General features: G+C 58.0%; 11 protein-coding genes. 5 read left to right on the forward strand and 6 right to left on the reverse strand.

Annotation, left to right across the window (positions count from 1 at the left end; all coding sequences use genetic code 11):
- Nucleotides 1-54: 54 nt before the first annotated feature.
- A complete protein-coding gene (gene thpR, locus ACM6IV_RS06375) occupies nucleotides 55-594 on the forward strand; it encodes an RNA 2',3'-cyclic phosphodiesterase (protein WP_414869200.1) in 540 nt (179 codons plus the stop codon).
- 249 nt (nucleotides 595-843) lie between these two features.
- Here thpR and ACM6IV_RS06380 read toward each other — a convergent pair whose 3' ends face one another.
- From ACM6IV_RS06380 to ACM6IV_RS06400, 5 genes are all read right to left on the reverse strand, one after another.
- Nucleotides 844-1,941, reverse strand: coding sequence for a polyamine ABC transporter substrate-binding protein (locus ACM6IV_RS06380; RefSeq protein ID WP_414869201.1), 1,098 nt, complete (start codon nucleotides 1,939-1,941; stop codon nucleotides 844-846).
- Between the two features lie 91 nt (nucleotides 1,942-2,032).
- Nucleotides 2,033-2,908 carry an ABC transporter permease subunit gene (locus ACM6IV_RS06385; RefSeq protein WP_414869202.1) on the reverse strand — a complete coding sequence of 292 codons (876 nt, stop codon included), beginning with the start codon at nucleotides 2,906-2,908 and terminating at the stop codon, nucleotides 2,033-2,035.
- Nucleotides 2,905-3,786: an ABC transporter permease subunit gene (locus ACM6IV_RS06390; protein WP_414869607.1), complete on the reverse strand. Its 882-nt coding sequence runs from the start codon at nucleotides 3,784-3,786 to the stop codon at nucleotides 2,905-2,907. Before ACM6IV_RS06390 ends, ACM6IV_RS06385 begins: the two co-directional genes overlap by 4 nt.
- Before the next feature lie 29 nt (nucleotides 3,787-3,815).
- The gene (locus ACM6IV_RS06395) at nucleotides 3,816-4,958 is read right to left on the reverse strand and encodes an ABC transporter ATP-binding protein (RefSeq protein WP_007919249.1); all 1,143 of its coding nucleotides are present in this window, start codon (nucleotides 4,956-4,958) and stop codon (nucleotides 3,816-3,818) included.
- A gap of 368 nt (nucleotides 4,959-5,326) precedes the next feature.
- Complete coding sequence (locus ACM6IV_RS06400) at nucleotides 5,327-6,088, reverse strand: gamma-glutamyl-gamma-aminobutyrate hydrolase family protein (RefSeq protein ID WP_414869203.1); 762 nt, start codon at nucleotides 6,086-6,088, stop codon at nucleotides 5,327-5,329.
- 282 nt (nucleotides 6,089-6,370) lie between these two features.
- Here ACM6IV_RS06400 and ACM6IV_RS06405 point away from each other — a divergent pair, with 282 nt between their 5' ends.
- The 4 genes from ACM6IV_RS06405 (at nucleotide 6,371) to ACM6IV_RS06420 (ending at nucleotide 11,940) form a co-directional block, all read left to right on the forward strand.
- Entirely contained in the window at nucleotides 6,371-7,747 is a 1,377-nt protein-coding gene (locus tag ACM6IV_RS06405; RefSeq protein ID WP_414869204.1) for a glutamine synthetase family protein, read from the forward strand.
- A gap of 266 nt (nucleotides 7,748-8,013) precedes the next feature.
- Complete coding sequence (locus ACM6IV_RS06410) at nucleotides 8,014-9,504, forward strand: aldehyde dehydrogenase (RefSeq protein ID WP_414869205.1); 1,491 nt, start codon at nucleotides 8,014-8,016, stop codon at nucleotides 9,502-9,504.
- A gap of 49 nt (nucleotides 9,505-9,553) precedes the next feature.
- The gene (locus tag ACM6IV_RS06415) at nucleotides 9,554-10,837 is read left to right on the forward strand and encodes an NAD(P)/FAD-dependent oxidoreductase (RefSeq protein ID WP_414869206.1); all 1,284 of its coding nucleotides are present in this window, start codon (nucleotides 9,554-9,556) and stop codon (nucleotides 10,835-10,837) included.
- A 554-nt stretch (nucleotides 10,838-11,391) separates the two neighbouring features.
- Nucleotides 11,392-11,940 carry a cupin domain-containing protein gene (locus ACM6IV_RS06420; RefSeq protein ID WP_007950154.1) on the forward strand — a complete coding sequence of 183 codons (549 nt, stop codon included), beginning with the start codon at nucleotides 11,392-11,394 and terminating at the stop codon, nucleotides 11,938-11,940.
- 167 nt (nucleotides 11,941-12,107) lie between these two features.
- Here the strand turns inward: ACM6IV_RS06420 and ACM6IV_RS06425 are convergent, their stop codons facing one another.
- Nucleotides 12,108-12,935, reverse strand: a complete 828-nt coding sequence (locus tag ACM6IV_RS06425; protein WP_414869207.1) for an FRG domain-containing protein — start codon at nucleotides 12,933-12,935, stop codon at nucleotides 12,108-12,110.
- Nucleotides 12,936-13,310: the final 375 nt, after the last annotated feature.

A 13,310-nucleotide genomic window follows, 5' to 3' on the forward strand; every position in this document is an offset into this window, starting at 1 on the left:
GTCCGGTCAGGCTGTGTAGAATCAGTCGATCATGATGAACAAGGGAGCAGGGCCATGACCGATCGTGCGCACAGGGATGAACCGTTCAAGCGGCTGTTTTTCGCGCTCGATTGCCCATCCGCGCAGCGCAAGGCCATTGCACAATGGCGCGGGGAGTTGGGCTTGCGAACCGGCAAACCGGTGCCGGCGGACAATTTTCATCTGACCCTGCTGTTTCTCGGCGCCGTGCCCTTGGCGCAGATCCATGAAGTCTGCGAGGCGGCCGGGCAAGTGCATATGCCGGGAGAGGGGCTGAAGATTTCGCTGGATCGTTTGCAGGTCTGGCATCGCGCCGGGGTGTTGTCGCTGGCGCCCGAGCAGGCACCGCCGGCCCTGTTGCGTCTGGTCTATGCGCTGGAGCAGGCGATGTTGCCATTTGGTTTTGAAGAGACACCGCGCGAATTTCGTCCGCATCTGACGTTGGCCCGAGACTACCGTGCGCCGGAGCCGGAATCTGTTACGCCGCCAGAGTTCTTTTTGCGCGCTGAACGCTTCGCCTTGTTCGAATCGCACAAGGGCCGTTATCGGATCCTGCAGGAGTGGCCGCTGATTTGAGCGCACAAAAAAAGGCGCCCGAGGGCGCCTGAAATTCACCTGAACCGAGGAAGCCAGGTGAGGCCGTTCATTGCAGGGTGCAGCGGTGGTAAGGCGCTGCGTGAACGGGAAATCATAAGTTTTTCGAGTCGGCCACTGACCCTGTGGGAGCGAGCTTGCTCGCGAATACGTCGGCACATTCAGCGTCACTGTTAACTGAACCACCGCTTTCGCGAGCAAGCTCGCTCCCACATTTGGATTTTCGCTGGCTTACTTACCGAGTTTCACCCGGGTCCAGCCGCGGGTCATGATGCGCTGGGTGGCGATCGGCTGATCCGGCACCGCATACAGCGTCGCCATCACCGCTTGCGACGGGTACGACCCCGGGTCGTTGCGGATTGCCTCATCCACCAGTGGCGTCGCTGCCGCGTTGGCATTGCTGTAGCCGTTGCTGTTGGTGATCTCGGCAATGATGTCCGGGCGCATCAGAAAGTCCATGAACAGGTATGCGTTCTCGACGTTTGCCGCATCGCGCGGGATGGCGACCATGTCGTAGAAGCTGCCGGCGCCTTCCTTGGGAATGCTGTAGTCGATCACCACGTTGTTGCCCGATTCCACCGCACGGGCCTTGGCCTGCAGCACGTCGCCGGAGTAACCGACCGCCACGCAGATATTGCCGTTGGCCAGATCAGAGATGTACTTCGAGGAATGGAAATACGCCACGTTCGGGCGGATCTTCATGAACAGCGCCTCGGCTTCCTTGATGTGCGCGGTGTCCTTGTCGTTCACCGGATAGCCCAGGTAGTGCAGGGCAGCCGGGATCATTTCCGTCGGCGAGTCGAGGAAACTGATGCCGCAGGCTTTGAGTTTTTCAGCGTTTTCCTGTTTGAACAGCAAGTCCCAGGAGTGGGTCGGGGCGTTGGCGCCGAGCACTTCCTTGACCTTCGCCGGGTTGAAACCGATGCCGATCGAGCCCCACATGTACGGGAACGCGTGGGCGTTGTCCGGATCACTCGCGGCGGCGTTTTTCAATAGCACCGGGTTGAGGTTCTTCCAGTTCGGCAGCTTCGATTTGTCCAGCGTCTGATAGACACCAGCCTTGATCTGCTTGGCCAGAAAACTGTTTGACGGCACGACCAGATCGTAGCCGGATTTGCCCGCCAGCAAACGCGCCTCAAGGGTCTCGTTGCTGTCGAAGACGTCGTAGGTCACGCGGATGCCGGTCTCGTCTTCGAACTTCTTGACGGTGTCCGGCGCGATGTAATCGGACCAGTTGTAAACACGCAGCACCTTGTCGTTGGCCTGGGCGCCCATGACCATTGCGCCCATTAAGGACAGTGTCAGCAGAGTCCTGCCAAACATTTTCATCGGTACAACTCCATTCTTCTTATTCACATTGCGCAAAGCCCCCTCGACCTGGCCCTCTCCCGAGGGAGGGGGTCAGGGTGAGGGATACAGGTTAAGCAGTTGCTGCGGATTGCCGAGGTTGCCACGACTCGTTCGCCGTCTGATCCATCGCCTCCTGAATCGCCCGCTTGCGGTTGGCTTCTGCCTTGCGCCCGAAGTACCAGACCAGGAAGGTCACCAGCGACACCGCCAGCAGAATCAGGCTCGCCACCGCGTTGATCTCGGGCTTCACACCCAGACGCACTGCCGAGAACACTTCCATCGGCAAGGTCGTCGAACCCGGCCCCGAAACGAAGCTCGCCAACACCAGGTCATCCAGCGACAAGGCAAACGACATCATCCCGCCCGCCGCCAGCGACGGCGCAATCATTGGAATGGTGATCAGGAAAAACACCTTGAACGGCTTCGCGCCGAGATCCATCGCCGCTTCTTCGATCGACAGGTCCAGCTCGCGCAAGCGCGCGGAGACTACCACCGCGACATAAGCGGCACAAAACGTGGTGTGGGCGATCCAGATCGTGACGATGCCACGCTCCTGCGGCCAGCCGATCAACTGCGCCATCGCCACAAACAGCAGCAACAGCGACAGACCCGTGATCACTTCCGGCATCACCAACGGCGCTGTCACCAGGCCGCCAAACAGGGTGCGACCCTTGAAGCGTGTGACGCGGGTCAGCACGAAAGCAGCGAGGGTGCCCAGCGCCACGGCGGCGATCGCGGTGTAGCAGGCAATTTCCAGCGAGCGCACCACCGAGCCCATCAGTTGGGTGTTGTCGAGCAAGCCGACGTACCACTTCACCGACCAGCCGCCCCACACCGTCACCAGTTTCGAGGCGTTGAACGAGTAGATCACCAGAATCAGCATCGGCAGATAAATGAACATCAGACCGAAGATCAGCATGAACCTGGAAAAATTGAAGCGTTTCATCCCCGTGCCTCCATCTCTTTGGCCTGGCTGCGGTTGAACAGCAGAATCGGCACAATCAGGATCAACAGCATCACCACTGCCAGGGCAGACGCCACCGGCCAGTCGCGGTTATTGAAGAACTCTTGCCACAGCACGCGACCGATCATCAGCGTCTCCGGGCCACCGAGCAGTTCCGGAATCACGAACTCACCGACCACCGGAATGAACACCAGCATGCAGCCAGCGATAATCCCGTTCTTGGCCAGCGGCACGGTGATTTTCCAGAAGTTGTTGAAGTTGCTCGAACCCAGATCTTGCGCGGCTTCCAGCAGACTGCCGTCGTGCTTCACCAGGTTGGCGTACAACGGCAACACCATGAACGGCAGATACGCGTACACGACCCCTATATAGACGGCGGTGTTGGTATTGAGGATCTCGATCGGGTGATCGGTCAGCCCCGTCCACATCAGAAAGGCGTTGAGCAGGCCGTTGTTGCTGAGGATGCCCATCCACGCATACACGCGGATGAGGATCGCGGTCCAGGTCGGCATCATGATCAACAGCAGCAGGACGTTTTGTGTTTCCTTGCCGGTCTTGGTGATCGCGTAGGCCATCGGGAAACCGATCAGCAGGCACATCAGCGTGCTCAGCGCCGCGACCTTCAGCGAACCGAGATACGCCGACAAGTACAGCTCGTCTTCGCCGAGCAGGGTGTAGTTGCCGATGTTCAGCAGCAGCTGGAATTTCTGTTCGGCATAGGTGTAGATCTCCGAGTACGGCGGGATCGACAGCGCGGCTTCCGAGAAACTGATCTTCATCACCAGGAAGAATGGCAGCATGAAGAACAGGAACAGCCAGATGAACGGGATGCCAATGACCAGTTTTCGCCCGCTGGGCACCAGGCGCACGCATTGCTGATTGAAGGTTCTCATGAGCGCAGTACCACGCCGCTGTCGTCTTCCCACCACACGTAGACCTTGTCGTCCCAGGTCGGCCGCGCACCACGGCGTTCGGCGTTGGCCATGAACGACTGGACGATCTTGCCGCCGGGCAGCTCGACGTAGAACACCGAGTGGCCGCCGAGGTAGGCGATGTCGTGCACCTTGCCTTCGGACCAGTTGTAGCGGAACTCCGGTTGGGTGGTGCTGACCAGCATTTTTTCCGGGCGGATGGCGTAGGTGACCGACTTGTCCTGCACCGAAGTGCTGACGCCGTGACCGACGTAGATCTTCTGCTGCAAGTCCGGGCTGTGGATGATCGCGTGACCTTCAAGGTCTTCCACCACGGTGCCGTCGAAGGCGTTCACATTGCCGATGAACTCACAGACCATGCGGCTGACCGGCGCTTCATAGATATCGACCGGGCTGCCGATCTGGGCGATCCAGCCCAGGTGCATGATCGCGATGCGCTCGGCCATGGTCATGGCCTCTTCCTGGTCGTGGGTCACCATTACGCAGGTCACGCCGACGCGCTCGATGATCTGCACCAGCTCCAGTTGCATCTGCGAACGCAGCTTTTTGTCCAGCGCACCCATCGGCTCATCGAGCAGCAACAGCTTCGGACGCTTGGCCAGCGAGCGGGCGAGGGCGACGCGCTGACGCTGGCCACCGGACAACTGGTGCGGGCGGCGTTTGGCGTATTGGGTCATGTGGACAAGGCGCAGCATTTCATCGACACGGGCGTCGATTTCGCTGGCCGGCAAACGGTCCTGCTTGAGGCCGAAGGCGATGTTTTGCGCGACGGTCATGTGTGGGAACAGCGCGTAGGACTGGAACATCATGTTGATCGGCCGCTCGTACGGCGGCATGTCGGTGATGTCCACGCCGTCGAGCAGAATCCGCCCTTCGGTCGGTCGCTCGAAACCGGCGAGCATGCGCAGCAGGGTCGATTTGCCCGAACCGGAGCCACCGAGCAGGGCGAAGATTTCGCCCTGATGGATCTCCAGGGACACATCGTCCACGGCCACGGTTTCGTCGAACTTCTTGGTGACACGATCGACTTTCACCAGCACCTTTTTCGGTTGCTGATGACCTTCAAGTGCCTTCCTGTAAGTGCTGGAGGCGTTTGCCATGTGAAACTCCCAACAGGTTTCAGTCGCCGGGCCAATGTGGCCGGGCTTAAGTGGATTGCAAGCCTGTAAGTGCATTACCCGTCGGATCACATCCCCCTGTGGGAGCGGGCTTGCTCGCGAAATCGTCGTGTCAGTCGACATTTTTGCTGGCTGACACTCCACCTTCGCGAGCAAGCCCGCTCCCACAAGGTTTTGCATTGCTCTGACAGGTATTGCACTTACCGATCCGGCTTGTTCGGCGCCGCCGTCCTGGCTGCCTGGGTCGTACTTGTTGTTATTACGGGTGTTGTTGTTCACGGATGACGGATGTGCGCAGGCACACCCGACCTCCGAGGGGGCAGTCAATCGTTACTTATTCTTTGCTGGGGTCAGCGTTTGTTGCGCCGCGCCGCCCGTTGCCGGCAAGCCGCGCCGAATGCCTGGAAAATCGTCAGGTAGTTCGGGTTGTCGAGCACTTGCCATTCCGGGTGCCATTGCACGCCGAGGGCGAAGGTCGGGCTGTGCTCGACCGAGATAGCCTCGATCAAGCCATCCGGCGCCACCGCTTCGGCACGCAGGCCGGGGGCGAGGCGGTCGATGCCCTGGCTGTGAATCGAGTTGACTTGAAACTCAGCCGGCAACTCCAGCGCTTCGAACACGCCGCCGCTCAATACCGTCACGGCATGGGCCGGTGCGTATTGCACGGCGACATCCGGGCTGTCGGCTTCGCGGTGATCGAGCATGCCCGGCAGCTCATGCACCTTCTGATGCAGGCTGCCGCCGAACGCCACGTTCATTTCCTGAAAGCCCCGGCAAATGCCGAGCACCGGAACGCCCGCCGCGATGGCTGCACGCAATAAAGGAAGGGTGGTGGCGTCCCGTGCCGGATCGTGATCCGTGCCGGGAGCGCTGGCCGGGCCTTGATAGTGGAAAGGTTCCACGTTGGAGGGCGAGCCGGTCAGCAGCAGACCGTCGAGTTGACCGAGCAGGTCTTCGATTTCAGTCAGCTTGCCAAGGGAAGGAATGACCACTGGCAGCCCCTGCGCGCCAACGCTGACAGCACGTACGTACTTGTCGCCGCTGATGTGATAGGGGTGCAGGCCAATCTGTTTGACGCACGCAGTAACGCCGATCAATGGCTTGAATGCCATTTTTATTCACCTCGAAGTTTGACACTTGAACGAGCTTTTCCGGAGCTTAGCCTCGTTGATTTTAATTAACAACTGTCATGTAAAAAATTCTAAACGCCGTTCATCAAATCTTCATGATTCACAGGGCATCGGCGCCTGTATTGGCACGCAAGTGTTAAAAAAAGCCCGAAAAATAAACCTCTGGCGGCCATCTGTTCGCTATTGACTTCACTTTGCCGTTCGGGTTGACTGGCTCGGCGAAACAGCAGTGAACATAATAATTAACAGCTAAATAGGTGCATCATGTCGGTCCCTCTGCGTACCGTTCAACTCAACGAAGCAAACGCATTCCTTAAGAAATATCCTGAGGTTTTGTACGTCGACCTTCTGATTGCGGATATGAACGGTGTGGTGCGCGGCAAGCGCATCGAACGCACCAGTCTTCATAAGGTTTACGAGAAAGGCATCAACCTGCCGGCCTCGCTTTTCGCGCTCGACATCAATGGCTCCACGGTGGAAAGCACCGGTCTGGGCCTGGACATCGGCGACGCTGACCGCATCTGCTACCCGATCCCCGGCACCCTGAGCATCGAGCCGTGGCAGAAGCGCCCAACCGCACAACTCTTGATGACCATGCACGAGCTGGAAGGCCAGCCGTTCTTCGCTGACCCGCGTGAAGTGCTGGCCAACGTCGTACGCAAATTCGACGAGATGGGCCTGACGATTTGTGCGGCGTTCGAACTCGAGTTCTATCTGATCGACCAGGACAACGTTAATGGTCGTCCGCAGTCGCCACGTTCGCCGGTATCCGGCAAGCGTCCGGTGTCGACTCAGGTGTATCTGATCGATGACCTCGACGAATACGTCGATTGCCTGCAAGACATCCTCGAAGGCGCGAAAGAGCAGGGCATCCCGGCTGATGCCATCGTCAAGGAAAGCGCCCCGGCGCAGTTCGAAGTCAACCTGCATCACGTGTCCGACCCGATCAAGGCGTGCGACTACGCCGTCCTGCTCAAGCGTCTGGTGAAGAACATCGCTTACGACCACGAGATGGACACCACCTTCATGGCCAAGCCGTATCCGGGCCAGGCGGGCAACGGTTTGCACGTACACATTTCGATCCTGGACAAAGAAGGCAACAACATCTTCGCCAGCGAGGATCCCGAGCAGAACGCCGCACTGCGTCACGCGATCGGCGGTGTGCTCGAGACCCTGCCTGCGCAAATGGCGTTCCTCTGCCCGAACGTCAACTCGTACCGTCGCTTCGGCGCACAGTTTTATGTACCGAACTCGCCGAGCTGGGGCATCGACAACCGCACCGTGGCCGTGCGCGTACCGACCGGTTCGCCGGACGCTGTGCGTATCGAGCATCGCGTCGCCGGCGCCGACGCCAACCCGTACTTGCTGATGGCTTCCGTTCTGGCCGGTATTCACCACGGTCTGACCAACCAGATCGAACCGGGCGCCCCGGTGGAAGGCAACAGCTACGAGCAGAACGAACAGAGCCTGCCGAACAATTTGCGTGACGCACTGCGCGAGCTGGACGACAGCGAAGTCATGGCCCGCTATATCGATCCGATGTACATCGACGTGTTTGTCGCTTGTAAGGAGAGCGAGCTGGCCGAGTTCGAGAACTCGATTTCTGACCTTGAGTACAACTGGTATCTGCATACGGTGTGAGTGTTTGAGGGCCCCAAAAGCCAAAAGCCCCTCACCCTAACCCTCTCCCAAAGGGAGAGGGGACTGACCGGGTTGTATCGATATATCCGGCGACCTGAACGATCCAGTCGATTATGGATTCGGTATCGATTTTTCAGGTCGGCGGAGATTCTGAGCATCCCCCAATCAGTCCCCTCTACCCCTGGGAGAGGGCTAGGGTGAGGGCAGCCATCTCAAGCCAGACCCAACACCCCGCCACCCCCAATCCCCCTTGTCGAGCCACAACAATGACAACGACCCGCAACGACTGGGAACAACGCTTCCAGTCCCTGACCATCGAAGCCCGCGCATTCATCAACGGTGAATACCGCCCGGCCATCAGTGGCGCCACGTTTGAATGCCTGAGCCCCGTCGATGGCCGTTTCCTCGCCTCCGTGGCCAGCACCGATGAAGCCGACGCCAACCTCGCCGTTGCGGTCGCGCGCCAGTCTTTTGAATCCGGCGTGTGGGCGAAAAAAGCCCCGGCCGAACGCAAGCGCATCCTGATCCGTTTCGCCGATCTGATCCTGCAACACCAGGAAGAATTGGCGCTGCTGGAAACCCTCGACATGGGTAAACCGATCAGTGATTCGATGAGCATCGACATCCCGGCGACCGCCAACGCGATCCGCTGGAGCGCCGAAGCCATCGACAAGATCTACGACGAAGTGGCCGCCACTCCACACGATCAACTTGGCCTCGTGACCCGCGAGCCATCCGGTGTCGTCGCGGCCATCGTGCCGTGGAACTTCCCGCTGATCATGGCCAGCTGGAAATTCGCCCCGGCGCTGGCGGCAGGTAACTCGTTCATTCTCAAACCTTCGGAAAAATCGCCGTTGACCGCGATCCGCATCGCCCAGCTCGCGCTGGATGCCGGCATTCCGAAAGGCGTGTTCAACGTCCTGCCAGGCTTCGGCCACACCGTCGGCAAGGCGCTGGCGTTGCACATGGACGTCGACGTGCTGGCCTTCACCGGGTCCACGGCGATTGCCAAGCAACTGATGATTTATGCAGGCCTTAGCAACATGAAACGCGTCTGGCTCGAAGCAGGGGGCAAGAGCCCGAACGTGGTGTTCGCCGACGCACCGGACTTGCGTGCGGCAGCACAAGCGGCGGCCGGCGCCATTGCGTTCAACCAGGGCGAAGTGTGCACTGCGGGTTCGCGTCTACTGGTCGAGCGTTCGATCCGCGAGCAATTCATTCCGCTGCTGGTGGAAGCGCTGCAAGCATGGAAACCGGGTCACGCACTGGATCCGGCAACCACCGTCGGTGCTGTGGTCGATCAGCGTCAACTCGACAACGTGCTGCGCTACATCAGCATCGGTCGCGAGCAGGGCGCCGAGCTGATTGTCGGCGGCCAACGCACACTCGAAGAAACCGGCGGCCTCTATGTGCAACCGGCGTTGTTCGACGGCGTGACCAACGCGATGACCATCGCCCAGGAAGAAATCTTCGGCCCGGTGCTGTCGCTGATCACCTTCGACACCGCTGAAGAAGCGCTGCAGATCGCCAACGACAGCATCTTCGGCCTCGCCGCCGGCGTGTGGACCAGCAATCTCAGCAAGGCGCACACCTTCGCTCGCGGCCTGCGTGCCGGCAGCGTTTGGGTCAACCAGTACGACGGCGGCGACATGACCGCGCCGTTTGGTGGCTTCAAACAGTCGGGCAACGGCCGCGACAAATCGCTGCACGCGTTCGACAAGTACACCGAGCTGAAAGCGACCTGGATCAAGCTCTGACTCTATTACAGCGGTGGTCGCCTTCTATTGGCGGCCCTCGGAGAAACGTATGAAACAGCAACACGTAAACAGCTACTACGCCGCCACCCGCAACGAAGTCATCGACTTTCCGACCCTCGAAGAGTCGGTCGAATGCGATGTGTGCATCATCGGCGCCGGCTACACCGGCCTGTCCTCGGCGCTGTTCCTGACCGAAGCCGGCTACAAAGTGACCGTGCTGGAAGCGGCGAAAGTCGGCTACGGCGCCAGCGGTCGCAACGGCGGTCAACTGGTCAACTCGTACAGCCGCGACGTCGACGTGATCGAAGAGCGCTATGGCGACAAGACCGCAGAAATCCTCGGCAGCATGATCTTCGAAGGCGCCGACATCATCCGTTCGCGCATCAAGGAATACGACATCCAATGCGACTACCGCCCGGGCGGCATCTTCGCAGCAATGAACAAGAAACAACTCAACGGTCTGGCTGAGCAAAAGCGCAGTTGGGAGCGTTACGGTAACCGCAATCTGAAGATGCTCGACGCGGCTGACATCCGTCGCGAAGTCGGCTCCGAGGCTTACGTCGGTGGTCTGCTCGACATGCAGGGCGGCCACGTTCACCCGCTGAACCTGGCGCTCGGTGAAGCGGCTGCGATCACGCGTTTGGGCGGCAAAATCTACGAGCAATCCGCAGCCGTGGAAATCAAATACGGCGAGCCGAACGTCGTGCGCACCGCCAAGGGCCAGGTTCGCGCCAAGTACCTGTTGATCGCCGGCAACGCCTACCTGCCACAAGGCCTCGACAACCGCGTCACCGCGAAAAGCATGCCGTGCGGTTCGCAGATCGTCGTCACCGAACCGTTGACCGAAAAGCAGGCGCGTAGCCTGATCACCAACAATTACTGCGTCGAAGACTGCAACTACCTGCTGGATTACTACCGCCTGACGGCCGACAACCGTCTGCTGTACGGCGGCGGCGTGGTCTACGGCGCGCGGGAACCGGACGACATCGAACAACTGATCCGCCCGAAGATCCTCAAGACCTTCCCGCAGCTCAAAGACGTCAAGATCGACTACCGCTGGACCGGCAACTTCCTGCTGACCATGTCGCGCATGCCGCAATTCGGCCGCATCGAAAAGAACGCCTACTACATGCAAGGCTACAGTGGCCACGGTGTCACGTGCTCGCACCTGGCCGGCAAGCTGATCTCGGAAATGATCCGCGGCGACGCCGAACGCTTCGACGCCTTCGCCTCCTTGCCGCACATGCCCATGCTCGGTGGCCGCACGTTCTCGGCGCCACTGACCGCCATCGGCGCCGTCTACTACTCACTGCGCGACCGCTTCGGCCTTTAAGTTACCTCCCCGGCGGCGGCCCAAGACCCCGCCGGTTTTTTACATGACACACCGAAGCTCCAACTGTAGGAGTGAGCCTGCTCGCGATGAGGCCAGCCCAGCCACCATCCCTCTCACAGAAACACCAAAAACCCTGTGGGAGCGAGCTTGCTCGCGAAGGCGGCCATCCAGGCAAAATGATGTTGGATGTGCCACCGAATCGCGAGCAGGCTCACTCCTACAGGTCCGTATTGCCAAGGCAACAAGGACTTTTGCCCCACCGTCCATCGAACCTGCTGAGCAACACCGGCAAACGTGATTTAATAGCCGCCTTTCACGGTTCCGGGACACGGGAGCAACGTGATCCGCGCCTCTCGCGCGGCACCCGCCACCCACCCCCCATTACCCGTGGGTCTGCGCGAGAACCGCCGAGCGGCGATCAGGCAAGGCAAAAACAGGCGAGGAAGCGGAGTGTAGGTCCCTACATGAGCATTCCGAGCCTGTTTTTAACGCAGCATGATCGTCGCGCAGGCAGTTTTCGCGCAGAGCCTAAGTACTACTCACATAAGGCAGTCATGGATACGGGTTCTCGACTCAAACTAGTACGCGAAAGCTACAAACTCTCCCAGCGCGAGCTGGCCCGGCGTAGCGGCGTGACCAATGCCACCATCTCCCTGATCGAACAGAATCGCGTCAGCCCCTCCGTCAGCTCACTGAAAAAGCTGCTCGAAGGCATACCGATGTCCCTGGCCGACTTCTTCACCTTCGACCAACCCCCGCGCGAACACCAATACGTCTTCCGCGCCAACGAACAACCCGACCTCGGCCGCCACGGCCTGCGCCTGCTGCTGATCGGCGCCTCCGTGCCAAGTCGTCAGATGCGTCTGCTGCGCGAGCAATACGCACCGGGCGCGAGTTCCGGGGAAGAACCGATTGTGCATGCCGAGGGCGAGGAGTGTGGGCTTGTCACCCGTGGCACGGTGGAGTTGACTGTGGATGGGTCGGTGAGCGTGTTGAATGCTGGGGATGGGTATTATTTTCCGACGACGTTGCCGCATAAGTTTCGGAATATTGGGGCGGATGAGGCGGAGATTATTAGTGCGAATACGCCGGCGAATTTTTGATAGCTTAGATATCGATAGCTTTAATTTTAATCACAGGTTTTGAACACAGAATAGTCGGCATCACTCTGATACCGACTTTGGAAGTTTTGTTTGTGTGCGAAAAGGTCTCAGGAAATCAGGTGTTCCTCTTGCAGCAATTTATGCATAAGTTTAACTTATATATGCTGCTACAGGTTTTTCGGGGAGTCATTGTTGTTTTGTTGTATGGCGCTCAAGTCGATATAGCATGTCGTTGTTGTTATTTGGTGCTTTCCAGACTGTACAGGGTCGTAGTTAAGGCTTTTAACCTCGGCGGCGATTCCTGCAAGTCCAGGATATATAAAGGAAGTCGATACGCCCATTTTTTTAAGTCTTTCTCTGAGCTGCGGTTTAAGATTTTTGTCAAAATTAATTTTCATCATGCTGTCTGTTTCTAATGGTGTGTAAGGATCCTGAGGGCATGAGAAAACTGATTTTTGATTTTGATATCTGCGATCTTTGTACTTCGGCCGCACAAAAATAACTGTCCCTTGGGTTGGTTGGATTGCAAATATGCTAGCCGGGGCATTTTTGTGCTCGGCTGTATAATTTGCAGTCCTAAAGTCAAAAAGCTCGTACTGGTCTGTTACAGATCTTTTAGCTATGTATACAGCGCCATCTGTATCGTCGTCCTTTTCTACCGCGAAGAATAACGCGACAAGTGGGTTTGTTGACCAATCAAGGAGCCTTGTCGGCAGTCCGTAGTGTTGAGCAAGAAATATCCACTCGAAATCATTATTTGGTGGTGTATCCAACTCTGGAACCGAAAGCCTTTTGAATTCTGTTAGTAGAGTGTCTTCCAGTGCTGAAATATCATTTTCAGTGTATTCGCGTCTGTGCCGTCCGATAGATGGGATGAGCGAGTGGTCTTTATTTGTAATGCCGCGAAATATTAATTCAGGTCCACCAAAACAAGTGTTGAAAGCTTCGCGTAAAAACAAGCTCCAGAATTCCTCGAGATGCTGATGGGTGTGCATTGTCGGCGCTGCCTAAAAATGGGGTTTGGTTGTGTAGCTTCAATAGAGTGAAACGGAGGCCGAAAAGGAGACGGCCGAAAAGGTGACAGATCTATTTTGTCAGTGATCTGTCACCATTGTGGATTATTTCTTTTTAGGTTTACCTGCATCACTTCGCTTGTCGCGAACTTGACCATCATTGTTTCTGGAGCGAGGCTGCTCACCACCGCCTGGCTTCGGTACAGTCACGTTTGGGTTAAAAGGTCTTCTGTCTGTCATTTTTTCTTCCTTACATTAATTGAAGGGGTACATGAAAAAACACAGCCTTGATTCACTAAATACTCGGTAGTTTTACCGAACTGCTGATGGCCAATGGCTGATCCGAACGCTATCAAA

This window comes from Pseudomonas sp. IT-347P (genome assembly GCF_949768005.1).
Lineage (GTDB): Bacteria > Pseudomonadota > Gammaproteobacteria > Pseudomonadales > Pseudomonadaceae > Aquipseudomonas.

Coding starts and splice junctions, on each gene's coding strand:
- ACM6IV_RS06385 (WP_414869202.1), bottom strand. CDS start 2,908: ATGAAACGCTTCAATTTTTCCAGGTTCATGCTGATCTTCGGTCTGATG.
- ACM6IV_RS06425 (WP_414869207.1), bottom strand. CDS start 12,935: ATGCACACCCATCAGCATCTCGAGGAATTCTGGAGCTTGTTTTTACGC.
- ACM6IV_RS06420 (WP_007950154.1), top strand. CDS start 11,392: ATGGATACGGGTTCTCGACTCAAACTAGTACGCGAAAGCTACAAACTC.
- ACM6IV_RS06410 (WP_414869205.1), top strand. CDS start 8,014: ATGACAACGACCCGCAACGACTGGGAACAACGCTTCCAGTCCCTGACC.
- ACM6IV_RS06380 (WP_414869201.1), bottom strand. CDS start 1,941: ATGAAAATGTTTGGCAGGACTCTGCTGACACTGTCCTTAATGGGCGCA.
- thpR (WP_414869200.1), top strand. CDS start 55: ATGACCGATCGTGCGCACAGGGATGAACCGTTCAAGCGGCTGTTTTTC.
- ACM6IV_RS06400 (WP_414869203.1), bottom strand. CDS start 6,088: ATGGCATTCAAGCCATTGATCGGCGTTACTGCGTGCGTCAAACAGATT.
- ACM6IV_RS06415 (WP_414869206.1), top strand. CDS start 9,554: ATGAAACAGCAACACGTAAACAGCTACTACGCCGCCACCCGCAACGAA.
- ACM6IV_RS06395 (WP_007919249.1), bottom strand. CDS start 4,958: ATGGCAAACGCCTCCAGCACTTACAGGAAGGCACTTGAAGGTCATCAG.
- ACM6IV_RS06405 (WP_414869204.1), top strand. CDS start 6,371: ATGTCGGTCCCTCTGCGTACCGTTCAACTCAACGAAGCAAACGCATTC.